This window comes from Photorhabdus stackebrandtii (assembly GCF_011189495.1).
Lineage (GTDB): Bacteria > Pseudomonadota > Gammaproteobacteria > Enterobacterales > Enterobacteriaceae > Photorhabdus > Photorhabdus khanii.
In genome coordinates this window covers 172,164-197,239 of the sequence record NZ_PUJV01000009.1, presented here as the reverse complement: position 1 = coordinate 197,239, position 25,076 = coordinate 172,164, and the positions used below count along the sequence as shown (strand labels likewise).

Genomic DNA, 25,076 nt, shown 5'->3' with positions numbered 1-25,076 from the left:
CTTGTTCAAACAGGCAATACATCGCTTTTTTACGGAAATATTACCGGAACTGGCCGGGAACTTGTCGTGCCGTATTAATGACAACTTCCAGGTTCTGAATCCTGCATCTTCAAGTTAAGTGGGTATATGATGGTCAGGCTTTAAACTGTTATTAAAAATCATTTTTTTAACTTATGGTTTTAATCGGTATAAAGCTTTAACCGTTGTTTTTACCCCTTTTAACACTTGCCTTTTATTAAGTTTAATCATCATGGGATATCATGTTTTACGTTTAACAAACATTAATCACACCCGCTTTTTATCTTTACTGATGCTGTTTTACTGTCAATTTAGTGGTTTTTTCGTTTTCAGAGCCCTATTTAATTTTTTTAGGTTTAAAACCGGAAAGTAACAAATGTGTTAATGGTGTTAAAAACAGAGCCCATTTTCTTAATAGTCTTTAATACTTTTAAATTTTTTTGTGCTTTTTCGCTGATAATTTTTTTAATACGATTAATCCTGTTAAATATTTTAATATAGTTTTATATTTTTGCTATTGGATTAATGTTGTCATTTTTTCGCATTATTAGTCAATTTAAAACCCGTTTTTCCTGCTGCTTTCTCTTTCTATATCAGCAGTGCATCGAATCTTTTACCTGTTTTAAAAAATCCTTAATCACTGCTTTTTACTTTTTTAGTACGGTTAAAATGTAAATCATACTCACTTGAATAGTAAAATAATTTAATCCCACTTTTTTATAAATTAAAAGAAACGATTGATTTAGCGATTAGCTTCTCTCCACATTTCTTACAGATATAATGGCTCTCTTTCCGTAATATTTTATTATGGCGTCGCAGAGTCAGCTCATGTTGTTGGCAGCGACAATAATAAGTAAAAGTTTTACTGCGCACGGAATCGACTTCAAATTTATGTGTTCGGCTGGCAGGAGAACCTAATACTTCTTCCATCATCCAACGCCATTGTTTTCCATGTGGAGGGACTTTGCCGAAATAACGGTAAACCAATAGGTGAGCTAATTCGTGGGGAACGACTTCATCAATAAAAACCTGTTGGTTTTCAATCAATAGCACCGGATTAAGGCGGATTTGCCAATCTTTTATATATGCACTGCCTGCGGAGGTACCACGCTGGCGGTAATTTATCGTAGGTTCTGGAAAATCACGATTGAGATATAAGTTTGCCTGTTGCAGCTTTTGCCGCAAAGTACGCATAACAGCTTGTTGTAAGGCAACTGGAATTCTGGCTGATTGCATGTGTTGAAAATAATGTGTTAAGAAAAACCTGGTTCTCAGTTATCCAAACCAGGCTTTTTGCTTTTACATATTGATCGCTGATTGCTTCAGGCCCGCGGCGTCACGCAGGATTTCTGCTTTATCTGTCGCTTCCCACGGGAATTGTGGGCGACCAAAATGGCCGTAAGCAGCAGTATCACGATAGATTGGATGTAACAAATCCAGCATCTGAATCAAGCCATGAGGGCGCAGATCGAAGAATTCACGCACCAGCAGAGTCAGGGTTGCTGTTGAAACTTTTTCCGTACCAAATGTTTCCACCATAATGGAAGTTGGCTCTGCAACGCCGATAGCGTAAGAAACTTGAATTTCACAGCGATCAGCCAGGCCTGCGGCAACAATATTTTTTGCGACATAACGTGCAGCATAAGCCGCTGAACGGTCAACTTTGGATGGATCTTTACCGGAGAATGCACCGCCGCCGTGACGAGCCATGCCACCGTAAGTATCTACGATAATTTTACGGCCAGTCAGGCCACAATCACCCATTGGGCCACCAATGACGAAACGGCCGGTTGGGTTGATGAAATATTTGGTTGTTGGCGTTAACCATTCAGCAGGCAGAACCGGCTTGATGATCTCTTCCATGACGGCTTCTTGCAGATCTTTCTGATTAATCGTTTCAGAATGCTGTGTTGAAAGTACAACTGCGTCAACACCGACAATTTTGTTGTTATTGTATTGGAAAGTTACCTGGCTTTTAGCATCGGGACGCAGCCACGGCAGTACTCCATTTTTCCGAACTTCAGCCTGACGCTCAACCAGACGGTGTGCATAGGTGATAGGCGCAGGCATCAGTACATCAGTTTCGTTGGTTGCATAACCGAACATGAGTCCTTGGTCACCCGCACCTTGTTGTAGTGGATCTTCACGGTCAACACCTTGATTAATATCCGGTGACTGTTTACCAATCGCACTTAATACTGCGCATGAGTTTGCATCAAAACCCATCTCAGAATTAACATAACCAATCTCTCGAACTGTTTGCCGCGTAATTTCTTCAATATCAACCCAAGCGCTGGTAGTAATTTCACCACCAACCATAACCATGCCGGTTTTAACATAGGTTTCGCATGCAACGCGGGCTTTTGGATCTTGTTCCAAAATAGCGTCAAGAACAGCATCAGAAATTTGGTCTGCGATTTTATCAGGATGCCCTTCGGAAACAGATTCAGAAGTGAAAAGGTATGTGGTCATTATATAACGTTACCTTAAAAATATAATTTCGTTTTGGAAACGGATGGATTAACATCTAGACGGCTATTCTAGGGTAATTCTTATCCATATTCCAGATTTTTTTAGTTTAAATGGTAATTTTCATCTGCTGATAAATAATTTCTTTGTTTATATGTGAGTTTTGTTCAATTTCATTTTGCAATTTTGTTTAATTGCGAGTATAAACAGCGGCCGTAGTTAGATTCTTTGTGCTACAGACTCGCAGAGAGCTATAGTAATAGCTTCTGTTTCTCAATTGAGAAAATGGCTCCTTGGTATGAGTCATGTGTGGGGGTGAATGGGGTAATGAACCATTATCTGCTGATTGCTAATGGCCAACAGCCACACTTGTCGTCGGATATATCCGCGTCTTTTTCCTTTCTTTTCAATATGTCTTTAATTCGATGTTATCTGTTGCCAACAAATAGGCCGGATATGTCGTGCAGGCGTATTGTCACTCGGTAATTTTGTCATTGTTTAGTAGTAACTAAACGCTTTTTACAACCTTAAGAGCATGCTGTTCCCTGATATTTCTCAACACGCAAAATGATGGTGTTTTGAGTTATTTATTAATTACAGGCGAAGGCGAAACTCTAACTCCATTAAGGAGACTGCCATGAATGATAATATCGCTCGTAAAATGCAACAGACTTACAATATTGCATATTGGGGAGGGAGTTACTACTACGTCAATGATCTTGGCAATGTCAGTGTTTGCCCAAACCCTGATTTGCCAGGGGCAAGAATTGATCTTGCGGGATTGGTGAAAAGAGTTCAGCAGGAACAGGAACATTTGCGCTTACCGGCGTTATTTTGTTTTCCTCAAATTCTGCAACATCGTTTGCGTTCAATCAACGCGGCATTTAAACGCGCCAGAGAGTCATATGGTTATAAAGGTGACTACTTTTTAGTTTATCCCATTAAAGTTAATCAACAACGCCGTGTCATTGAATCACTGGCCAGTTCCGGTGAGCCTTTAGGGCTTGAAGCGGGTTCCAAAGCGGAGCTCATGGCGGTGTTAGCGCATGCGGGTATGACTCGTACCGTAATCGTATGTAATGGATATAAAGATCGTGAATATATTCGTCTGGCGCTGATAGGTGAAAAGCTCGGTCACAAGGTTTATCTGGTGATCGAGAAAATGTCTGAAATTACTCAGGTACTGGAAGAGGCTGAACGGCTGAATGTGATCCCTCGTCTGGGCGTTCGTGCACGTTTGGCATCTCAAGGCTCAGGTAAATGGCAAGCCAGTGGCGGTGAAAAATCGAAGTTTGGGCTGGCTGCAACTCAGGTACTACAATTAGTTGAGATCCTGCGTGAAGTAGGTCGGCTTGATAGCTTGCAATTACTGCATTTTCATCTTGGCTCACAATTGGCGAATATTCGTGATATCGCAACAGGTGTTCGTGAATCAGCCCGTTTTTACGTCGAGTTACATAAACTCGGCGTCAATATAGAGTGCTTTGACGTGGGTGGTGGATTGGGTGTCGATTATGAAGGGACCCGTTCTCAATCTGATTGTTCTGTGAACTATGGGTTGAATGAATACGCCAACAATGTCATTTGGGGTATTGGTGATGCCTGTGATGAGCATGGTTTACCACACCCGACCGTTATTACAGAATCTGGTCGCGCCCTGACGGCTCACCATACTGTGTTGGTATCCAATGTTATCGGGGTTGAACGTAATGAATTTACCCAGACAACGCCACCGGCAGAGGATGCTTCCCGCCCGATCGCTAGCCTGTGGGAAACCTGGCAGGAGATGCATTCTGAAGGGAATAGACGTTCTTTACGTGAATCGTTGCATGACAGCCAGCTTGATCTGCATGATGTTCATACACAATATGCGCATGGCATGCTGGATCTGACTGAGCGGGCTTGGGCGGAAGAGCTGTATCTGAATATTTGTCGGCATATTCAGCAGGATCTTGATCCAAGCAACCGTGCTCACCGGCCAATTATTGATGAGCTGCAAGAGCGTATGGCAGACAAATTCTATGTGAATTTCTCTCTGTTCCAGTCTATGCCTGATGCATGGGGTATCGACCAGTTGTTCCCGGTTTTACCGATTGAGGGGCTGGATAAGCCGTTGGAACGCCGTGCTGTGTTGTTAGATATCACCTGTGACTCCGATGGCATCATTGATCATTATGTGGATGGTGATGGTGTCGCAACAACTATGCCTATGCCCGCTTATGATCCTGATTACCCGCCAATGATTGGCTTCTTTATGGTGGGGGCATATCAGGAAATTCTTGGCAATATGCATAATCTATTTGGGGATACTGCGGCTATTGATGTTTATGTCTTTGATAATGGCGAAGTGACTTATAACCAAAGTGAAGAAGGGGATTCAGTCGCTGATATGTTGCAATATGTAAAACTGGACCCTAACGTACTGATGGCACGTTTCCGTGACCAGGTAAAAGGCGCCGAGCTGGATGCAGGCTTGCAAGAGCAATTTTTACTAGAATTTGAAAGTGGTCTTTATGGCTACACATATCTGGAAGATGAATAATCTTCCGGCGTTCATTAAGCCTCTTATATACAGATAAGGTTATTGATATCAGTTAAATATCAAGGATACATGAATATGGGGTTCTTGTAGCGATACCTCATCTTATCATGGCCTTGAGTATTTATTCTGGTATGAAATAGCCTTGTTCTGTCGGGAGACTGTTGAGGATATATCATGACAATAAATACCTTGGGCAACCAACAAGATAACTCTTTGGTTTCTAATGCCTTCGGTTTCCTGCGCTTTCCGCTGAATTTCCAGCCGTATTCCAGCGATGCAGAGTGGGTGATTACCGGGGTGCCATTTGATATGGCAACATCAGGCCGTTCAGGCAGTCGCCACGGGCCTGCGGCTATTCGTCAAGTTTCTACCAACCTGGCATGGGAAAGCAGCCGTTGGCCGTGGGATTTTAAGTTACGCAATCATCTGAATGTTGTGGATTGTGGTGATTTGGTCTTCGACTTTGGTGATGCTCAAAATATGAGTGATAAGTTACAGGCTCATGCTGAAAAACTGCTGGCTTCCGGTAAGCGTATGCTCTCTTTTGGCGGTGACCACTTCATTACTTTGCCTTTATTACGTGCTCATGCCAAACATTTCGGCAAAATGGCTTTGATTCATTTTGATGCTCATTCTGATACTTATCCAAACGGCAGTAAATTTGATCACGGCACCATGTTCTATCATGCGCCAAACGAAAGGTTAATCGACCCACATCATTCAGTACAGATTGGTATCCGTACCGAACATGGTCAGGATGATGGTTTCACGGTGCTGGATGCCGCTCAGGTTAATGACCGTGATGTGAATGATTTGGTTGCTCAGATAAAAGAGACTGTTGGCGATATGCCGGTTTATCTGACTTTTGATATCGATTGTCTTGATCCTGCTTTTGCACCTGGTACCGGTACACCGGTAATTGGTGGCTTGACAACCGATCGCGCATTGAAATTGTTGCGTGGTTTACAGCCGCTGAATATTGTGGGTATGGATGTGGTGGAAGTAGCTCCAGCTTATGACCAGTCTGAGATTACCGCTCTGGCAGGTGCGACTATCGCGCTGGAGATGCTTTATTTACAAGCGGCTAAGAAGACAGTCTAAAATTTTTCTGCTCTGATAATAGCCTTAGGGGATAGTCAATAAATTTATTCCCTAAAGCTCAGGTATCAAACCTAGGGTAAATTAGCTAATTATAGCAAACAGATCGCCGATTATTTCGGCGATCTGTTTGCTAGGTAGAAAATGATATTTTTAGTGCTATGGCAGAGCCATGGTTAATTTTTTTTCTTCTTTTTTTTCCCACGCATCAGATTCAGCGTTTCTACTGCCATTGAGAAGAACATCGCAAAATAGATGTAACCTTTAGGTATGTGCACCTGTACGCCTTCCAGAATAAGGGCAAAACCCACAAGGATCAGGAATGACAGCGCTAGCATTTTTACTGAGGGGTGACGGTCAACGAATTCACCGATAGGACGAGCTGCCAACATCATGACAGCGACTGCTATGATAACCGCCGCCATCATAATAAACAGATGATCGGAGAGACCAACGGCGGTGATGACAGAATCCAGGCTGAAAATAATGTCCAGCAGCATGATCTGGGTAATAGCTCCTAAGAAAGAGTGAACAGGGTGTTTTAAGCCTTCTTCATTGCCCCCTTCAATGGCTTCGTGAATCTCTTGACTGGCTTTCCATATCAGGAACAGGCCGCCAAAGAATAAGATTAGGTCGCGGGCAGAAACATCATGTTCAAAAACCGTTAATATCGGGTAGGTTAGCCGGATAACCCAGGCAATAGATGCCAGCAGCGCCAGGCGCATCAGCATCGCACCCATTAGCCCGATTTTGCGTGCTTTATTTTGTTGATGGGCAGGGAGTTTTGCCACAACAAGTGACAAAAAGATAATGTTATCAATCCCTAAAACGATTTCCAGAATTGTCAGGGTGGCAAGTGCCATCCAAGCATGGGGATCAGCAATCCATTCTAACATTGCTTATTAAAACCTTAAGGTAAAGACTCAATTATACGCATGATTGAGTGCAAGGTAAGTATATCAATGAAAAAACCAGTCGGAGATCAACGTTAAACCAGGAAATGGCGGGCCAGTAGTGGGGCTGTGAAATTTTTCCTCAGATAGAATCCCCGGGGCAGAGTCATAATAGGCTGCCCGTGTGTTCCGATTGCCTCGGTTAATGCTTTGTTGTTGGCTGCCTTAGGGCGTAACTGTAATACTTCACCATGACGGGCCGTAACGCTCTCTACTTTGCCAAGTACGATAAGATCCATCAATTCCTCCCAGTCATGACGCAGTAACTCTTCTTCTTCTTTATTGGGACTCCATAACAAGGGGGAACCAACCCGACGTTTAGCTAAAGGAATTTCCCGTTCACCTTCAACGGGTATCCATAGCACCCGCGATAGTTTGCGCCTGACGTGACAGCTTTCCCAGGTAATACCACTGTTTCCTGTCAATGGTGCAACGCAGACAAATGTTGTTTCTAATGGATAACCCCTTCTGTCTACAGGGATAGTTTTAAGTTCAACGCCGATATGTTCGAAATCCTGCTCTGGTTTGCTGCCGGCACTGGCACCGAGAAAATATTCTAACAACATGCCTACCCAGCCTTTATCCCGTTTCAGATTGGGAGGGATAGGTAAATCTGCTTTTGCCGCCAGTTCTCCCATTGATAAACCAGCCAGGAGTTGAGCGCATTCAAACAACTGTTGTTCATTATCCGGTGGAAGAGGTGGGGAAAAAAGTGTGTTCATTTGTGATATCCGTTTTTTAGGTCAAAAAACAGCCTTAGTCTCTGTGAGTAATAAATCTGGGCTTTACGTAATAACTAACAAAGTGATAATAGCATGATATATAAACATTTTTTATTGTTGTTTCAAGTATTGTAAGATTGAGTGACTCTGTTGTTCACCTATTGCTGCTAATAATGAACAGGATCTTACACCATGTTATCCACAGTTTTATGGGATAAGTAGACAAAAATGAGATCACTGGTTTGATTTACAGGTTTGGTTAACACTTTTTTCTACAAAAAACCCTATTTTTTGCTTAACTAAAAAGCATAACTTGTGGATAACATTGTTGTTGGTTGTTTTTTGTTCTCATCAACTGATGTTATCCATTATGGTGGTGATAGGGGTTTGAAATAGCGGGGTAATTAGCTGCTATTTCAATGAAAAATAAATACTATTTCATTTTTTGTCTATAGATTGATAATTTATAACATAAAGCTATACCTGAATTACCCCTGCCTTTTTCACATAGATATCCACAGAAAAAGTGAATAAAAGCGGGTTTGTACACCTGTGTATGTTCATAACTCTGGCTTTTTCTGTGAATTACCCTTGATTAGCCAGCCTTTGGGAATCCTCTTCCTTTAGGAAGAGGGGTAGTCAAATGGGTTAAACCAGGCAGATTTGAAATCAAACCAGCCGAAGGTGTTCATTTTGACGCCTCGCATACTTCGCTGTCCTTGTAACTCAAGCCAGTGGTGGAATAGCGGATAAAGCCAATGTTCATCAACTATTTTTTCGCACCACTCTTCAAGCGATAGTTCTTGTCGTCGCCATTGTGATACTTCTTTATTCAAGTTATCACCAAGGCATTTCTTCAATAATGGTACCTCATACAATGTAGCGAACAGCGAAAACTCCAGAGGATTATAAAAATTGGCGGTAGAAAGCCAGAAGTCACTTTCGGCGTCGCCATTGAACCATGTGTCATAATCCACGATATTGATTTTCAATTCGACACCACATTTGGTCAGTATAGTCTGAAGGATCTGACTGATTGTGTGGTATTCGTGATGTTGATGATAAAGCGTGACGGTCAGATGGGTAATGTCTTCCGGTTTGCTCAACTCGGGTATCAGTTTACTGTGATGCCAGCGCAGTAACAGACCATATGCAGGTGACCAGTGGCGTTGATAAAAAGGGTCACAATGCGCTAACAGATTTATTGGCGTTAACAGGCTGCATAACCATTGGCGAACATCTTCTCGCCTGCATTGAGCTGAACGGTGGTCATGCAGCAGGAAATAACAGCCTTCTTCCATCCTGCTTTCTAACGAGTTATTACCCACGCTGTCACTTTCCAGATGCAGGGTTGTACAAACCAGTTTCTCGGCTAATTCTGGCAGAATCCATATATTCACCTCATCAATCAGCGCCCGGAAGCCAAAGTAATTATCAAAGGCACGAATTTGTAGTTTCTGTGAGCTATTTTTTATTACCTGGTAAGGACCGGTTCCTACAGGCACACGAGAGAAGTTCGGTAGTTGCTGCCACTCTTGAGGCAAAATCATGGCGTGTGGGCTGCCAATTAATAAAGGAAGCCAGTGATCGGGTTCTGAAAGAAAAATATCAATCACGTGTGGTGTGGGGGTGGTGACTTTGTCAATATGGGAGAAAAGAGGCAGGTGGCGTAACCTCTGTATCGAAGTAATGACATCCTCCATCTGTAATTCTCTGCCGTGGTGAAAATGGATGGCCGGTCGCAGATAAAAGCGCCAATGATTTGACGATAGCTGTTGCCAATGATGCGCTAAATCAGCTTCTGGTTCCCCATTTTCCTCATTTATACGTGTCAGGCTATTAAATATCTGCCTGACCAGATGAATTTCAGAACGGCGTAACGGTGATCCTGGTAACAGGTTAGGGAAAGGGCGGTAGTAGAGTATCCGCAGTAAGTTTTTTCCTTGGCGGAAACGGCGTTCAATCTGGGATAGCACCATCTGACGGACGGTATTTTTATCACCAACCAGTTGAACCAGTTTCTCAATGTTCTGTTGTTCAAACAGCTCTTCAGCCCGTTGTTGCTGGAGTTCCCTCCCATCTTGCAGGAAATTCAGTTGGGAACGTTTTCCCCGTCCGGACTCTGCCTGCCACTGTAACCAGCCAGCTTTCTGCATATTGTTGAGCAGTGAACGGATATGGCGCTTTGAGCAGTGCAAGACATTTGCCAGCTCTTGTAACGTTGTTTCAGCCTCTTTTCCTTGGTGGTGTTGCCATAATCGGATGAATTGTTGTTGTAAACGTGAGCTGGGCATAAAAGAGGAACTCCGCAGTATTATTCATCAATTTTTATTTCCTTATGTTTAGTCAATAATTATCCATATTGAAAGTAGCTCAATAGGCCAGAACGAAATCTGGCTTCTCCCCCAATTTTCTTGAGTAATGGTGATTTGCCAGCCAGTAAGAAAGCTTACTGGCTTTTTTTCTTATTGTGCATTGTGTGCATTTTCCTTCTGCCTTGTCTCTGTTTTACGTATCAGTTCAAAATGAGTCATAATCTGGTATTGATAGAGATTTGTCCAGCGACTGTTGTGGTTTCTGCCTAGTAATTTCTTTAATATGCTAGGTTAACCTCTATTTCTGGGCGGCAAAGGTTCAGGGACTGACCTTCGGATCAACTGAAAAATTTCTCAAAACTGAAAAAGATGGGTCTGAGTTCGTGTTGGGTAGGGTTACTTTTATCTTCTACTTTAATAATAAAAAATCTACAGGGTACAGACTTGTCACGGGTAAGCCGACAAAGCAAAAAACTAATAGGACAGTAGGTCCGATCCCCAGAAGACCTATTCATTATTGGAGATCGGGCAGGGTCTTTTAAGTTCATGATTTATCAGGATATCGGATACTCTTTTTTAGCGGGAACCTGTTCGGTGGCGTTTCCGGAATCCTGACGCTTTTTCAAAACATCATTTTTAACGGATTCTGCAACTCGGTTCTGAAAAGCCATAAGTGCTTCTCTGCGGGCCAAAGCCGCCACTGACAACTGTGGCCGATTATAAGATTTCAATGACATATAAGGATTCCTCATCAGCCAGATCTTTTCGGTAGATATATTTTACGCCATCTGAGTATTTTTTCAACAAACGCTCATAATATTGAGTCAATGTTGGTTTCATTGGGAAGTAAATAATAACTTTAACTTTGTTTTTATGTGAAGCGCAAAAATCTAATATTGCTTTTCCAATGCCATGCACAAAGAAATATTCCAGTTCGGCTCTTGAATAGTTCATATCAGAATATGTGTCAAAGCGATAATCCTGAGCTCCAGAGTAAATAGCCTCAACATCAAAGAAATCCACTGAGAAGATGCCGTTCAAAGTGTACTCATCTTCATAAATAGGCTTAAAAAGTGCCTTGAGAGGCTCATCCAGTAGAGAGAAAGAAACTATGTAGGATGCCTTTCTATATTTGTTTTACCACCGTTACTTCATAATCGTATTTCTCTATACCCTTCATCCTTCAAGTTGCTGCTTTCACTCACCCCAGTCACAGAGTTATCTATGCTCCTGGGGATTCGTTCACTTGCCGCCGCGTTGCAACTCGAAATCTATTGGGTATATATCGCATTCAATCGATGGATATGTATTGACGGTTATATTTAATTTCATCTAACGCGCCTTAAATTATTAAATTTTATGTTGCAGATATTATTTATTAGAACACACGGGAACTTGGTAATAAACAGATTATTTCAAATAAAATCAATGGTCGCTTGCGCGGCATCATGGCGGTTGGGGTGCTATTCACAGCCCTTTTGTCAGGGATATTTCATGTTGCACTTTGCTTATTTTTTACACGTTAGGCCGAAGAAAAAACTTATCCACATATCCAGAGGTCAGATCTAATAAAGTCCCGCAGTACAAAACTACGGGATGAATAAATAAAGGCAAGGTTAACGCAGGAAAGCCGGTTGTTCCTGTTCGTAGGCGATTATGGCGTCCAGGTGCTGTAATGTCAGGCCGATGCTGTCCAGACCATTTATCATACAGTGACGTCGGAAGCTGTCGATTGCAAAATCGTAGATTTTATCGCCAGCGTGTACTTTCTGTTGTTCCAGATCGACGGTAAAATGCCAAATTATGTTTTGCTGAACCAACTCAAATAGTTCATCGACATCTTTATCCTCTAATTTCACTGGCAGTAACTGGTTGTTGAAGGCGTTACCATAAAAAATATCCGCAAAACTGGGCGCGATAACCACTTTAAAACCATAATCCGTCAAGGCCCACGGGGCGTGTTCACGGGAGGAACCACAACCAAAGTTTTCACGAGCCAGAAGGATACTGGCACCCTGATAACTGGGCTGGTTTAATACGAATTCAGGATTAGGTTTCTGTCCTGCATCATCAAGGAAACGCCAGTCATGAAACAGGTGCTGACCAAATCCGGTACGGGTCACTTTCTGCAAAAATTGTTTTGGAATAATGGCATCGGTATCAACGTTTGCAGCATCTAAAGGAGCGACCAACCCGGTATGTTGAATAAACTTTTCCATAATTTCTCCTTTATGACTTCTGTGCAGGGTGACGTATGTCGATAAAATGACCATTAATCGCTGCCGCTGCTGCCATCGCCGGGCTGACCAAGTGTGTGCGTCCACCGCGCCCTTGGCGTCCTTCGAAGTTGCGGTTACTGGTAGAAGCACAACGTTCACCAGGTTGCAGACGGTCATTATTCATTGCCAGACACATTGAACACCCCGGTAAACGCCATTCAAAACCGGCAATGATGAAAATCTTATCCAAACCTTCTGCTTCTGCTTGTGCCTGAACAGGACCCGATCCTGGAACGACGATCGCCTGAACGCCTGGTGCAACTTTATGGCCTTGTGCGATGGCGGCGGCAGCCCGTAAATCTTCAATGCGGGAGTTGGTACAGGAGCCGATGAAGACTTTATCGATCTTCACATCTGTCAACTTAATACCCGGTTTCAAATCCATATAAGCCAGTGCTTTCTCAGCAGATGCACGTTCAACAGGATCACTGAAAGATTCTGGTGCGGGAATGGTTTGATCAATAGCAATGACTTGCCCTGGGTTTGTTCCCCATGTGACCTGCGGCGAGATCTCTTCCGCGTTAATAGTAACAACCGTGTCATATTGTGCAGCAGGATCGGATTTCAGTGTCTTCCAGTAAGCAACAGCTTGCTCCCACAGTTCGTCTTTTGGTGAGAACTGACGGCCTTTTACATAAGTAAATGTGGTTTCATCTGGTGCGACTAAACCCGCTTTAGCGCCCATTTCAATTGCCATATTGCATAAGGTCATACGGCCTTCCATACTCAGCGCTTCAATCGCCTTACCACAGAATTCAACTACATAACCTGTCCCCCCCGCGCTGCCTGTTTTGCCGATGATTGCCAGAACGATATCTTTGGCGGTAATCGCATTACCAACATCACCAACCACTTCGATTTTCATCGTCTTAGCACGGGCTTGTTTCAGGGTTTGGGTTGCCAGTACGTGTTCAACTTCAGAAGTACCAATACCGAAAGCCAGTGAGCCGAATGCGCCATGGGTTGCGGTATGGGAATCACCACAAACGATCGTCATTCCTGGCAGGGTCATGCCTTGTTCCGGTCCGATCACATGAACAATTCCCTGATAGGGATGGTTAAGGTCATATAATGTGATACCGAATTCGGCACAGTTTTTCATCAGCTCCTGCATTTGAATACGTGCCATGTCACCACAGGCATTAATATCTTTTGTCTGCGTGGATACGTTATGATCCATTGTTGCGAACGTTTTACCTGGTTGGTGCACCGGTCGGCTTTTCGTGCGCAAGCCATCAAACGCCTGCGGGGAGGTCACTTCATGAACCAAATGGCGATCAATATAGAGTAACGGGGTTTCGTCCGGGACTTCCCGGACAATATGAGCGTCATATAATTTCTGATATAAAGTCTTAGCCATGTTAAATACCCTCGGCTACATAACGGGCGATAACGCTGCCCATTTCATCAGTGCTGATTGCTTTGCCATTTCCGGCTAAATCTGTTGTGCGATAGCCCTGTTCCAGCACATGGTTAACTGCCTGTTCAATCGCATTTGCAGCATCATGATGACTTAAGCTGTAACGCAACAGTAAAGCGGCAGATAGGATCTGGGCTATCGGGTTAGCAATGCCTTTTCCGGCAATATCCGGTGCAGAGCCACCAGCCGGTTCATATAAGCCAAAACTTTTCTCGTTCAGGCTGGCGGAAGGGAGCATTCCCATGGAACCGGTAATCATGGCGCATTCATCGGATAAAATATCACCGAAAATATTGGAGCACAGCAACACATCAAACTGAGACGGATCTTTAATCAACTGCATGGTGGCATTATCAATATACATGTGGTTGATTTCTACATCTGAATACTCTTTTGCAATCTCAGTAACCACTTCCCTCCACAATATGGAACTCTGCAACACGTTTGCTTTATCAACAGACGTCACTTTATTACGGCGTTTGCGGGCTGATTCAAAGGCGATACGGGCAATGCGCTCAATTTCAAAGCGGTGATAAATTTCAGTATCAAATGCGCGTTCATATTTACCCTGGCCTTCACGTCCTTTGGGTTGACCAAAATAGATACCGCCTGTTAATTCACGGACACATAAAATATCAAAGCCTTTGGCTGCAATATCACTGCGTAAAGGACAAAATATTTCTAATCCGGCATATAAGCGGGCAGGGCGCAAATTGCTGAACAGCTTGAAATGCTTGCGTAATGGCAACAGCGCACCGCGCTCAGGTTGTTCTGCTGGCGGTAAATGTTCCCATTTAGGTCCTCCCACGGAGCCGAACAATATGGCATCAGCCTGTTCACAACCGGCTATGGTTTTTGCCGGCAGTGGACAGCCGTGACGATCGATAGCAATCCCACCTACATCATATTCACTGGTGGTGATACGGATATTGAAACGCTTACGGATTGCGTCCAGTATCTTATGAGCCTGCGCCATAACTTCAGGACCAATACCATCACCGGGTAAAATTGCAATATGATAACTGTTCGACATGTTTACACCATTTCCTTTGTATTTCGCTGTATGCGTTGTTTCTCTTTCTTAACTTGTTCTGCGCGCCAGATACAATTCAGCGCATGAATCATTGCCTTGGCTGAGGATTCAACGATATCTGTTTCGAGCCCCATGCCGTGGAAGCGACGTCCAAAGCACTCGACGACGATATTGACTTGACCCAGCGCTTTTTTTCCTTGCCCTTTCCCCGATAATTGATAAGAAACCAGTTCAATCGGGTATTCAGTTATTCGGTTGATCGCTTGATAAATAGCATCTACCGGGCCGTTACCGGTGGCAGCTTCTGATTTTATCTCTTTACCACATGTTAAACGTACCGCCGCTGTTGCTATCACGTTGGAGCCAGATTGAATATTAAAGTTATCCAGATGGAAAAATTCTGGCTCTTGCTGTTGCAGATTGATGAAAGCTAATGCCTCCAAATCATAGTCAAATACTTGGCCTTTCTTATCTGCCAGACGCAAAAAGGCTTCGTATAAGCTATCCAAATCGTAATCTTTGTCCTGATACCCCATCTCTTCCATACGGTGCTTCACTGCTGCGCGACCAGAACGGGAAGTCAGATTCAATTGAATTTCTTTCAGGCCGATGGATTCCGGCGTCATAATTTCGTAAGTTTCGCGATTTTTCAGTACGCCATCCTGATGAATACCGGATGAGTGGGAAAATGCGTTGCTACCAACAATCGCTTTATTCGCGGGGATCGGCATATTACATAACTGGCTGACTAACTGACTGGTACGGTAAATTTCTTGATGATTGATATTAGTGTAAACGTCTAACATTTGCTGACGGACTTTCATTGTCATGATCACTTCTTCCAGCGAGCAGTTGCCGGCACGTTCACCCAGACCATTCATCGTTCCTTCTATCTGACGGGCGCCAGACTGTACCGCGGTGATTGAGTTGGCGGCAGACATCCCCAAATCATCGTGGCAATGTACGGATAATATCGCTTTGTCAATATTAGGAACACGTTCGATCAAGTTAGTGATGATTCCGCCAAACTGATAGGGTGTGGTATAACCGACAGTGTCTGGAATGTTAATTGTCGTTGCACCTGCTTTGATCGCGTTTTCAACAATCCGACACAGATTATCAATCGGTGTGCGGCCAGCATCTTCACAGGAAAATTCAACATCATCAGTGTAACGACGTGCCCGCTTGATTGATTGTGCGGCCATCTCCATAACATTTTCGAATGTTTTTTTCAGTTTGGATTCAATATGTAAGTTGGAGGTAGCCAGGAAAACGTGAATTCGAAAAGCCTCCGCAACTTTTAATGCTTTCGCGGCAACATCAATGTCTTTTTCTACACAACGGGCTAAGGCGCAAACACGGCTGTTTTTTATCTGTTTGGCGATCGTCTGTACAGATTCAAAGTCACCAGGAGAAGAAACTGGAAAGCCAACTTCCATAACATCAACACCCATTCTCTCCAAAGCCAATGCAATCTGGAGTTTTTCTTTCACACTTAAACTGGCTTGTAATGCCTGTTCTCCATCACGTAACGTGGTATCGAAGATAATAACTTGCTGGCTCATATCATGCTCCTCTCGTGGTTATTTTTTGCGCCCAGCAGGTAAAAAAAACCCGCGCATGGCGCGGGTTCTTGTTTATGTCTGGTTTGGACCAACTCTGTTTTGAATCAACTCTGTTTTCTGTCCACCAGCATACCGCGCATATCAGATACGATGAGTAGTAGGCTTAGTAGACAAATTGAGTGAATCATACTGATCCAACCTTTCAATAGTATTAAGTATTAATGAGTGTTTGGGACTCGGATGCTTTTATTGATACGTTATCTTAAAAGTGATGTCAAGAATTCATTTAGGTATATGATTCTTGGTTTTACTTTTTCTATGGCTGCAAATTGAAGTGTTGATCTGTTTATATTTAAAAAGATTTTATTTTATACTTTTTTGTTCGGGTTGGACTTTAGCGATAAACTCAGATTTATATAAAAAATAGCGCATTATACTGATTAAATAAAATTAAGTATTTTCGTTTTGGGTGCTAGAAGTGGATTTGTATTTTTCTGAAAAACATCATTTGTCATTGACAAATAGGTATAAATAGGAAGTTATGTTATATATCTTTGAAAAAATAATTTTATAATATAATGACCCTGATAAAATTGTTTAATAATAATAATAAATCAGTAATTTTATTATGAATTGGGTCATTCTTTGATTTATCATCACATACGGAATACTAGGGTGGATAAGTTGTTAACACGGTTGTACTTTTTTGTGAATGAATAATGAGCATCTACATTTTCGACTAATTGAGATTATATATTTTTAACATTAATAAGGGGATGCGCTGGTTAGCTATGCGTATTCAGATTTGTACAAGGACGAGCCTTAATTATTTGTCATCAAAATGGTTAAGGTAATTGATCTCGTTAATAGTAAAAATCATCGTAATACCTGAGTAATGAATGAAGGTATTTCCGATGTTTTGTTATTAGCCGGGGTCATCTGAATGAGTTTAGTGGAGTTAAACAATGGCTGAATACACCTCAGTAACTGCAACCAAAAAAGATCCAAGTGAAATTCATTTACGTAATGTGGATCTAAATCTGCTGACGGTTTTTGATGCAGTTATGCAAATGCAGAATGTAACACGTGCGGCACAGATATTGGGAATGTCACAACCTGCTGTCAGTAATGCGGTTTCTCGCTTGAAGTTAATGTTCAATGACGAATTATTTGTGCGTTATGGGCGTGGAATACAACCGACGGCAAGGGCTCATCAATTATTTGGCCCTGTCCGTCAGGCATTACAGCTGGTATATAATGAGTTACCTGGGGTTGGTTTTGAGCCCGATAATAGCGACAGGGTTTTTAATCTTTCAATTTGCAGCCCTTTAGATATTAGACTGGCAGCAAAAATAGTTGAACAGGTAAAGCAAAATACACCAAATCTGGGTGTTACGATTCGATCATCTTTGCATGATAATATTGAGCATCAGCTCAGGTATCAGGAAACTGAGTTTGTCATTAGCTATACACAGCTGGAGCGTATGGATTTTCATCATTACCCGTTATTCAATGATGAGTTGGTCCTGGCTGTTTCCAATAATCATTCAAGAATTGAAAACAGTATTAGTGAACAGCAGTTGTATGAGGAACATCATGCCGTTGTATCATTGGATAATGTCGGTTCATTCAGTGTTCCCTATTATGAGAATGGAGAACGTCTGCGCTCTGTGGTTTATCAGGGAACTGATTTGAATAGCGTGCTACATATTGTATCTCAAACTTATTTGGTTGCGGTTACTCCAAGATGGTTGGTTGAACACTATAGCGAACAATTAGCAATAAGAGCTGTTTCATTACCATGGGATAAAGTAAGCCGTCCGTGCTATTTGATTTGGCACGAATCTACAACAAAAGATAAAGGGCATCAGTGGATGAAATCGCTGCTGAGCCAACTTAGCGGTAGTTAATTAACTTGAAACTCACTATTGGATAAACAGGTAGTGAGTTTTTCATTTTATCACAAATTTATCAACTTTTGATAAATATTCTTTTCCTGTTGTGCAGGAATAGGTAGACTGCAAGGAAAATAGCTAACACCTGTAAGCTGAAAAGCGAATTAGTGATGCAAAAAGGCATTATTAGAGAATAAAGCCACTATTTTTCTCTAATGAGAAGAAAATTTTTCTAACAGGAAAAGAATTGTGATAACTGAAAATTTACATCCTTATCACTTGATAAACCGGTTGCAGCAACAAATTAAACAAAACCCAGAGAGAATTGCTTTTCGCCAATGGTCTTCAGATGAACAACTCGAATTAAGCTGGAATAATATTGACAAAAAGACAAAAGCCATTAGCCGTGCATTGCTGGAAATTGGGGTTGATGTACAGGAAAAAATTGGCCTTTTTGCACATAACAGCATGGCGTGGTCACTGACAGATATCGCGGTATTACAACTCAGGGCAGTTACTGTTCCTTTGTATGCAACCAGCAGTCAGGAGCAGGCTAGCTTCATTCTAAATGATGCTGGTGTGCGTATTCTATTTGTTGGTGGGCAGGTGCAGTATGATGTTGCGGTTACTTTGCCAGAACGGTGTCCTCAGCTAAGTCATATCATAGTCTTAGATGAATCAGTTGATTTGTGCGATTGTTCATTAGCACAGCATTTATCTGACTTTATGACTGATAATAAATTACAACATCAATCTGAGGTGGAAACCCGTATTGCTAACCATAATCTGGACGATCTTTTTACGCTTATATATACATCTGGTACAACCGGTGAGCCTAAAGGTGTCATGCTTGATTACCGTAATTTAGCTTATCAGTTGTATTCACATGACCATCGACTAACGTTAACTGAGCAGGATATTTCTTTGAGTTTCCTGCCGTTATCCCATGTTTTCGAACGCGCATGGAGTTTTTATGTGATGCATACCGGCGCACAAAATGTTTATCTGACTGACACTAATTTTGTTCGTCAAGCGATGGCGGATATTCGCCCGACAGTAATGTGCGCCGTGCCGAGATTTTACGAAAAAATTTACAGTGCGATTTTTGAAAAGGTTTCTCAGGCACCTTGGCATCGGAGAAAATTATTTAACTGGGCGATTAAATGTGGTGAGCGTCAGTTTTTACGTCAGTTGCAAGGTAAAAAAAGCTGCCTCTGGTCAACTGCCATGCACCGACTGGCCGATAAATTGGTATTGAGTAAACTGCGTAATATCTTGGGTGGCCGAGTTCGTTTTTTGCCTGCTGCCGGTGCGCGTTTGGATGAAACGGTTATCCTGTTCTTCCTCGCTGTTGGGGTAAATATCAAATATGGCTATGGCATGACAGAGACCTGTGCCACGGTTTCCTGTTGGCAAGAGCAAGGTTATGTGCTTGGTTCTATTGGTACACCACTGCCTGGCATTGACGTCCGTATCGGTGAAGAAAATGAGATACAGGTGCGTGGCTCAATTGTGATGAAAGGCTATTTCAATAATCAGGAAGAAACCAGCAGGGCATTTACTCAAGACGGTTGGTTGTGTACAGGTGATGCGGGTCAATTAGATGAAAATGGTCATTTGTTTATTACTGAACGTCTGAAAGATTTGATGAAAACATCGAACGGTAAATATATTGCCCCACAAATGATTGAAAGTACTCTGGGGCAAGATCGTTTTATTGAGCATATTGCCGTTATTGCTGATGCCCGTAAATTTGTCTCCGCCCTTATCGTGCCTAGTTATGATGCGTTGGAAGAATATGCAAGATCAATCAATCTCAAATATCATGATCGGGTTGAATTACTGTGTAACAGTCACATTATGGCTATGTTTGAGCAACGTCTGAAAGAGATACAGAAAAACCTTGCTCACTTCGATCAGGTAAAGCGCTTCACATTACTGCCAGAGCCGTTTTCAATGGAAGCCGGTGAATTAACACCGACGTTGAAATTACGGAGGAAAGTTATTATGCAGCGTTACCATAACGAAATTGAATCTATGTATCGAGATTAATTTCTGGAGCTTTATATAGCGTGACCGGCTATTCAAGGGAAATTTAAGGTGGTATTGCAGTAATATTCTACTTTAAATTTATCTCAGGAGTATCCGGTTTTAAAAATTTCAATATTAGATGAATAAGCTGTAGTTTAATTTTAAAAATTATAAATAAATTATATTCACTGGTATCATTCTATGCCTAGAATAGAGCACTTGTTATTTAATAGGTTAGGGCAAGGTATAATTATCTGACTTTAAACGACATGATGAAAAAGATGGTTATAAAAATGAAATGATATACCTAATAGATTTCAAGTTGCCGCCGCGCTGCATCTTGAAATCCATAGGGTATATCGTATTCTCTAATTAAAATGGGGTAAATAGGTTTTATCTGAATGAATTATTCACAATAGCTATTCAGAAATGGCGTAGCCGTAAATGTCTCAATTTTGATCGCAGCGGTGAAAAAATTAAACCACAAGCTGCTATCGAAGTTCTCTATCGTCTGACTAAGGGTGAGATCTGCTGACAAAACGGGCACTTCACGTCAACTTTTACCATCAAGAATTCTTTAATAAATGACAGAATTTTACATGATGATCACCGCATTGAATACATGACCGAAAAAATAATGATAATAAATTCAAATAATTACGTCAAATTAACCTATTGAAATGCATATCAAGCTTGATACAATTTTTATCACAAAAATCAACAAATAATTTACAATTTTTTCAATGGTTTATATTTTTAGTTGTGATGGCACTCACAAATAATTAACTATTATATAGTTGAAATAATAAAAAATGTTAATATTTCAATGCTGAATTAAATTTTAATCCGGTGTATTTGTCAAAACAAACATCCCAGAGGGGTATAAAATGAATGTGATAACAGTACAAGCATTTAGACTACTAACTAATGATGAAACATTAAATTATGATAATGGTTTAATGAGTTCATCACCTAATTAATAGAAAAAGGAATAAAGGTATACCATAACCTTTATTCCTTTATTTGTCCTTTCATTTATAATGATAAAAGGTAAAGCATGGACATTATTAACGTAAAAAGGAAAATAACAGTAATAATAAATAAAAAATTTAATGATACTGATCTATATACTTGCTACTTGTCAGGCTCAGTCATTGAAGGGCTTGCAACACCAAAATCTGATTATGATGTCTATGTTATATTGGAGGAAGAACTAGAAAAAGAATGCGAAGAGATATTTATACCATCCGATATAGGAATGTTAGAAGTGACAATAATCTCTTTAAAAGAAATCATGAGGATAATCAACAATGGAAGCTCAAATTACGATTGGTATAAATTACATTTATCTCATAGGATATTAACAGGGGAATCGATTATAAAATCAAATAATTTTAACACATTAAAAGGAGGAATAAATAAAACTAAATTATGTGAAATACTTAAGACAAAAGCAAAAAACTTTGGAGAAAAGTGTTTTTCCGATGGGATTGGAAATATTTTAAATAATGACCTAATATCAGCAGCCTTCAACTTTGAACGAACAGTTAATTCAGCAATGGATTATATTCTGGCTTCAAATGAAAACACATCCACTTTAATAAAGTGGCGCTATCAAAATGCAATGAAGGTGTTTGGAAAAGACCATCCAATAACATCTATATACTTGATGGTTTGTTCAAAATTTAATGTAACTAATGATATTTCAACAATTGATTACATAAACTCAGTTGCTAAAATGTGGCAATTAACTTTAGACTATTGTCAAGGAAAAGATATTTTTAGTTACAATGTATCTTTTACAAAAAAAAGAATAGCTAATACATCCGATATTTCATTATCAGATGAAAATAATAAACCAATAATAAAAAATTTATGGTATAGAGTCTTGTGCAAAGATGGAAAATTAATACTTTTCGCAAAAAAAGCATTATGTGAAATTAATTCAGATGCATATAAAGTTTGGTTAGTAATAGATAATGAAAAAACAGAGTTTGAAGTTGTTTCAGAGTTGGAAAAACTTGGAATAATTAATACAAATGCTAATTTTTATATATCGGAATTCGAAAGACTAGGGGCATTAATAAAATAATGCATATGGGGAATGCAATGGAAAGAATAAAGATTATAAGTAGGCACCACTGCTGGAGAACATTAAAGGGAACCAAAACTAATAATTTTCAAGAATATTTGAACCAAATAAATAATGGATGCCAATTACAAGAAACAATATTTCATCTACGCGATGCAGAAGAAATGTTAATGGACTTAAGTAATTTGTCATCACCCGTATCAAGATTATCAAGCACTGAAATAATACATATTTGGAATGAACTAGTTGATTATTTAAATATAAATAAACTTACCTCTGATATGGGTAACTTAGTAAATGGATATGGCTTAGATCCAGAATTAGCCTTATACGGTACTGAACTATGTGAGTTAAAAAGAAATAAAGAAAACATCCTATCCACAATAATAAACAAAGGAATTACAAATAAATTAGAATTAATATATTCAAGAGGGCTTGATAAATCAGTAAAATTAAAGGACGCTCCACAAAAAACAATTGATTTATATGATGAGTTTCGTTACGAATACAGTAAAAGTATTAATTTATTTTCATTGGAAACTTGCCCCACATTAAACATAGAAAACATTTACCAAGATCATTACCTGTGGGATAAGGTTTTTACGATAGCTAAAAACAAATTATTTATTATTTCGGGGGGAATCCCCCTTGCGTTATCTTATCATGCAAAAACACTAGATAAAAATATATATTTCTGCGAAATACATCGTGAAAATGATAGTGGTTTACTGCATAAAAGAAAATTATTCAATGAGATATACCCAAAATTTAAAGGAAAAGAAAACGAAAGTTGGCTGATAATTGATAAATCCTACACAGGAGGCAGCATTCAATTAGCTTACAAGATGCTTGTAAATTTAGTTGGGTACAAATCGCGAATATATAAAATATCATTTTCCCCAAAAACATTGGGGGCATTTTCATCGTCAGATTATGCAATTTATGCAGGCAGATTATTTGATGTAAAAAAGACAATAGCATATTTAACAGCCAAGGATTGGCATAAAAAACTCATCTATTTGGGAGATCATGTCACATGAGGTATGTATTCAATAATGAAGTTAGCAATTATTTAGATAAAAGCCGACAACATTTTGTTTAAAGTTATATTTCCCATTAAACCAGATATAGATGGTATAGAACTTTCAGATGGCAGTAGAGTAGAAGAATACGTCACGGTGTACGGTGATACAACTTTGGGTTTTTTCTCTCCAGGGCATTGTTATTATTTTAATGATGGCCGTCAGTGTAAATTTTGTTCATTAGGTGAAGCTAGAAATAGTTTATCAGATCATAAAAAGTCTATTAGACCGTCAAAAATAATTGAAGTTATGAATATAATAGAAGCTAACAACATTAATAGATATAAAAGAGTACTCATTAATGGTGGTACAACTCGTAATTATGATATTGGTTTTGAAATGCACAAACAATTATTAATTTCTCTAAAACCTTTTTGTGAAAAAAACAATCTTAACAGTCATCTAATATCAATGCCCCCTAGAAATCTAAATAAAATAAAGGGGATTTCTGAATTTATTGATAGCTGGGCTATTAGTTTGGAAATATTTAATCCTAAATTATTTGATCAGATATGTCCTGGTAAATCACAGGACTACGGGAGAAATAATCTATTAGAAGCATACTTAGCTGCTGTTTCAGAGTTAGGTGAAGGCAATGTTTATGTTGGGTTTGTAGCGGGATTAGAACCTTTAAATGATTTAGTACAAGGAATGGAATTTTTTTCAAAAAATGGCATAGTTCCAGCAATAGCAGTCTTTCATCCCGATCATGGTTCTGAATATCAAAATCACCCTAGACCTATTTTTGAAGATATTTATAAAACATATATTGAGATGCATAAATTATATCAAAAATATGGATTCAAACCATTTATTATCGGTAGTGGTAGAAATTCACTTGATACTGAAGCGTACTACGGAGAAAAAAGAAATGATTAAATGCGGTTTATTTATAGCTTTTGAAGGAAATGATGGTGCAGGTAAATCAACGATTTCACGCGAAGTTTATGATATTTTATCTCTAGATTATAATAATATTGTTTTTTTAGATAAAAATTATCCTTTACTACCATCTGGGTATAGTATGTATCACATGGGAAAAATACGAGATATCCTTTGGGATTATGACATTTCAGCTCCATTGGGTGAACTTGGTAACCGGCATTGGATTCTATTGATAGCATCATGGTTTTCTGTTTTAGATAGTTTAATTATTCAACCTTGTTTATTGCAAGGTAAAATTATTATATGTGATAGTTGGTATTATAAATATCTAGCAAGATTCTTACTTAAATCCACGGAATTAGCAAAATTAAGTAAATCGGTTCTATCTATAAACACAAAACCAGACATGGTTATATATCTTGATGTTCCGCCAAACATTGCTGAAAAAAGGAAAAAAATATTAAAACCCAGTGAATCTGGAAAATTAGAGACAAATGAAAAGTATGATTTTATAGAATATCAAAAACACGTTCTTAATCAATACCAGACGTTTTATGATGACACTTGGAAAATTATTGATACTGACACATTAACTAAAGATGCAGTAATTAAATTAATAGTGGATATTATTCAAGTGGAAATGCTGAAAAAAATGTAATTACTGCAAGCTCTATATT

Annotated in this window: 19 protein-coding genes and 1 pseudogene; 9 read left to right on the top strand and 11 right to left on the bottom strand. The window is 40.0% G+C overall.

Annotated elements, in window-relative coordinates:
- Positions 1 to 118 (top strand): annotated as a pseudogene (locus tag C5470_RS10490) (IS630 family transposase); the annotation flags it as partial.
- Positions 119 to 735: 617 nt separating this feature from the next.
- Here the strand turns inward: C5470_RS10490 and C5470_RS10485 are convergent.
- Complete coding sequence (locus C5470_RS10485; protein WP_166288546.1) at positions 736 to 1,254, bottom strand: SprT family zinc-dependent metalloprotease; 519 nt, start codon at positions 1,252 to 1,254, stop codon at positions 736 to 738.
- A gap of 63 nt (positions 1,255 to 1,317) precedes the next feature.
- Positions 1,318 to 2,490 carry a methionine adenosyltransferase gene (metK, locus tag C5470_RS10480; RefSeq protein WP_036842700.1) on the bottom strand — a complete coding sequence of 391 codons (1,173 nt, stop codon included), beginning with the start codon at positions 2,488 to 2,490 and terminating at the stop codon, positions 1,318 to 1,320.
- 634 nt (positions 2,491 to 3,124) lie between these two features.
- On the opposite strand from metK, the gene speA reads away from it, so the two are divergent.
- Together speA and speB are read left to right on the top strand one after the other, a co-directional pair.
- On the top strand, positions 3,125 to 5,029 hold the full coding sequence (speA, locus tag C5470_RS10475; protein WP_166288543.1) for a biosynthetic arginine decarboxylase: 1,905 nt from the start codon (positions 3,125 to 3,127) through the stop codon (positions 5,027 to 5,029).
- 174 nt (positions 5,030 to 5,203) lie between these two features.
- Positions 5,204 to 6,130, top strand: coding sequence for an agmatinase (speB, locus tag C5470_RS10470; protein WP_166288540.1), 927 nt, complete (start codon positions 5,204 to 5,206; stop codon positions 6,128 to 6,130).
- 173 nt (positions 6,131 to 6,303) lie between these two features.
- Here the strand turns inward: speB and C5470_RS10465 are convergent, their stop codons facing one another.
- The 9 genes from C5470_RS10465 to leuA all read right to left on the bottom strand — a co-directional run bounded on the left by C5470_RS10465 (position 6,304) and on the right by leuA (position 16,414).
- Positions 6,304 to 7,023 (bottom strand): TerC family protein, encoded by a 720-nt coding sequence (locus tag C5470_RS10465; protein WP_166288537.1) that lies wholly within the window; start codon positions 7,021 to 7,023, stop codon positions 6,304 to 6,306.
- A gap of 92 nt (positions 7,024 to 7,115) precedes the next feature.
- Complete coding sequence (gene mutH / locus C5470_RS10460; RefSeq protein ID WP_166288534.1) at positions 7,116 to 7,802, bottom strand: DNA mismatch repair endonuclease MutH; 687 nt, start codon at positions 7,800 to 7,802, stop codon at positions 7,116 to 7,118.
- 623 nt (positions 7,803 to 8,425) lie between these two features.
- Positions 8,426 to 10,096, bottom strand: coding sequence for an HTH-type transcriptional regulator SgrR (gene sgrR / locus C5470_RS10455; protein WP_166288531.1), 1,671 nt, complete (start codon positions 10,094 to 10,096; stop codon positions 8,426 to 8,428).
- A gap of 575 nt (positions 10,097 to 10,671) precedes the next feature.
- Positions 10,672 to 10,854, bottom strand: a complete 183-nt coding sequence (locus C5470_RS10450; protein WP_166288528.1) for a hypothetical protein — start codon at positions 10,852 to 10,854, stop codon at positions 10,672 to 10,674.
- Positions 10,835 to 11,158 carry a hypothetical protein gene (locus C5470_RS10445; protein ID WP_166288525.1) on the bottom strand — a complete coding sequence of 108 codons (324 nt, stop codon included), beginning with the start codon at positions 11,156 to 11,158 and terminating at the stop codon, positions 10,835 to 10,837. The genes C5470_RS10450 and C5470_RS10445 overlap by 20 nt, the downstream gene beginning before the upstream one ends.
- A gap of 575 nt (positions 11,159 to 11,733) precedes the next feature.
- Positions 11,734 to 12,339, bottom strand: a complete 606-nt coding sequence (gene leuD / locus C5470_RS10440; protein WP_166288588.1) for a 3-isopropylmalate dehydratase small subunit — start codon at positions 12,337 to 12,339, stop codon at positions 11,734 to 11,736.
- A gap of 7 nt (positions 12,340 to 12,346) precedes the next feature.
- Complete coding sequence (leuC, locus tag C5470_RS10435) at positions 12,347 to 13,756, bottom strand: 3-isopropylmalate dehydratase large subunit (protein WP_166288522.1); 1,410 nt, start codon at positions 13,754 to 13,756, stop codon at positions 12,347 to 12,349.
- A 1-nt stretch (position 13,757) separates the two neighbouring features.
- The gene (gene leuB, locus C5470_RS10430) at positions 13,758 to 14,849 is read right to left on the bottom strand and encodes a 3-isopropylmalate dehydrogenase (RefSeq protein ID WP_166288519.1); all 1,092 of its coding nucleotides are present in this window, start codon (positions 14,847 to 14,849) and stop codon (positions 13,758 to 13,760) included.
- Between the two features lie 2 nt (positions 14,850 to 14,851).
- On the bottom strand, positions 14,852 to 16,414 hold the full coding sequence (leuA, locus tag C5470_RS10425; protein ID WP_166288516.1) for a 2-isopropylmalate synthase: 1,563 nt from the start codon (positions 16,412 to 16,414) through the stop codon (positions 14,852 to 14,854).
- A 965-nt stretch (positions 16,415 to 17,379) separates the two neighbouring features.
- On the opposite strand from leuA, the gene leuO reads away from it, so the two are divergent.
- The 6 genes from leuO (at position 17,380) to C5470_RS10390 (ending at position 25,057) form a co-directional block, all read left to right on the top strand.
- Entirely contained in the window at positions 17,380 to 18,324 is a 945-nt protein-coding gene (gene leuO / locus C5470_RS10415) for a transcriptional regulator LeuO (RefSeq protein WP_166288513.1), read from the top strand.
- 237 nt (positions 18,325 to 18,561) lie between these two features.
- Positions 18,562 to 20,361, top strand: coding sequence for an AMP-dependent synthetase/ligase (locus tag C5470_RS10410; protein ID WP_339916403.1), 1,800 nt, complete (start codon positions 18,562 to 18,564; stop codon positions 20,359 to 20,361).
- A gap of 1,036 nt (positions 20,362 to 21,397) precedes the next feature.
- Positions 21,398 to 22,432 (top strand): nucleotidyltransferase domain-containing protein, encoded by a 1,035-nt coding sequence (locus C5470_RS10405; RefSeq protein ID WP_166288507.1) that lies wholly within the window; start codon positions 21,398 to 21,400, stop codon positions 22,430 to 22,432.
- A 17-nt stretch (positions 22,433 to 22,449) separates the two neighbouring features.
- Positions 22,450 to 23,472 (top strand): hypothetical protein, encoded by a 1,023-nt coding sequence (locus C5470_RS10400; protein ID WP_166288504.1) that lies wholly within the window; start codon positions 22,450 to 22,452, stop codon positions 23,470 to 23,472.
- 54 nt (positions 23,473 to 23,526) lie between these two features.
- On the top strand, positions 23,527 to 24,393 hold the full coding sequence (locus C5470_RS10395) for a radical SAM protein (RefSeq protein WP_242687903.1): 867 nt from the start codon (positions 23,527 to 23,529) through the stop codon (positions 24,391 to 24,393).
- Positions 24,386 to 25,057, top strand: a complete 672-nt coding sequence (locus C5470_RS10390) for a dTMP kinase (RefSeq protein WP_166288501.1) — start codon at positions 24,386 to 24,388, stop codon at positions 25,055 to 25,057. The genes C5470_RS10395 and C5470_RS10390 overlap by 8 nt, the downstream gene beginning before the upstream one ends.
- Positions 25,058 to 25,076 lie beyond the last annotated feature (19 nt).

Bases quoted from the DNA above. Each gene is read 5' to 3' on its own strand.
- C5470_RS10485 (WP_166288546.1), bottom strand. From the start codon at position 1,254: ATGCAATCAGCCAGAATTCCAGTTGCCTTACAACAAGCTGTTATGCGT.
- metK (WP_036842700.1), bottom strand. From the start codon at position 2,490: ATGACCACATACCTTTTCACTTCTGAATCTGTTTCCGAAGGGCATCCT.
- speA (WP_166288543.1), top strand. From the start codon at position 3,125: ATGAATGATAATATCGCTCGTAAAATGCAACAGACTTACAATATTGCA.
- speB (WP_166288540.1), top strand. From the start codon at position 5,204: ATGACAATAAATACCTTGGGCAACCAACAAGATAACTCTTTGGTTTCT.
- C5470_RS10465 (WP_166288537.1), bottom strand. From the start codon at position 7,023: ATGTTAGAATGGATTGCTGATCCCCATGCTTGGATGGCACTTGCCACC.
- mutH (WP_166288534.1), bottom strand. From the start codon at position 7,802: ATGAACACACTTTTTTCCCCACCTCTTCCACCGGATAATGAACAACAG.
- sgrR (WP_166288531.1), bottom strand. From the start codon at position 10,096: ATGCCCAGCTCACGTTTACAACAACAATTCATCCGATTATGGCAACAC.
- C5470_RS10450 (WP_166288528.1), bottom strand. From the start codon at position 10,854: ATGTCATTGAAATCTTATAATCGGCCACAGTTGTCAGTGGCGGCTTTG.
- leuC (WP_166288522.1), bottom strand. From the start codon at position 13,756: ATGGCTAAGACTTTATATCAGAAATTATATGACGCTCATATTGTCCGG.
- leuB (WP_166288519.1), bottom strand. From the start codon at position 14,849: ATGTCGAACAGTTATCATATTGCAATTTTACCCGGTGATGGTATTGGT.
- leuA (WP_166288516.1), bottom strand. From the start codon at position 16,414: ATGAGCCAGCAAGTTATTATCTTCGATACCACGTTACGTGATGGAGAA.
- leuO (WP_166288513.1), top strand. From the start codon at position 17,380: ATGGCTGAATACACCTCAGTAACTGCAACCAAAAAAGATCCAAGTGAA.
- C5470_RS10405 (WP_166288507.1), top strand. From the start codon at position 21,398: ATGGACATTATTAACGTAAAAAGGAAAATAACAGTAATAATAAATAAA.
- C5470_RS10400 (WP_166288504.1), top strand. From the start codon at position 22,450: ATGGAAAGAATAAAGATTATAAGTAGGCACCACTGCTGGAGAACATTA.
- C5470_RS10390 (WP_166288501.1), top strand. From the start codon at position 24,386: ATGATTAAATGCGGTTTATTTATAGCTTTTGAAGGAAATGATGGTGCA.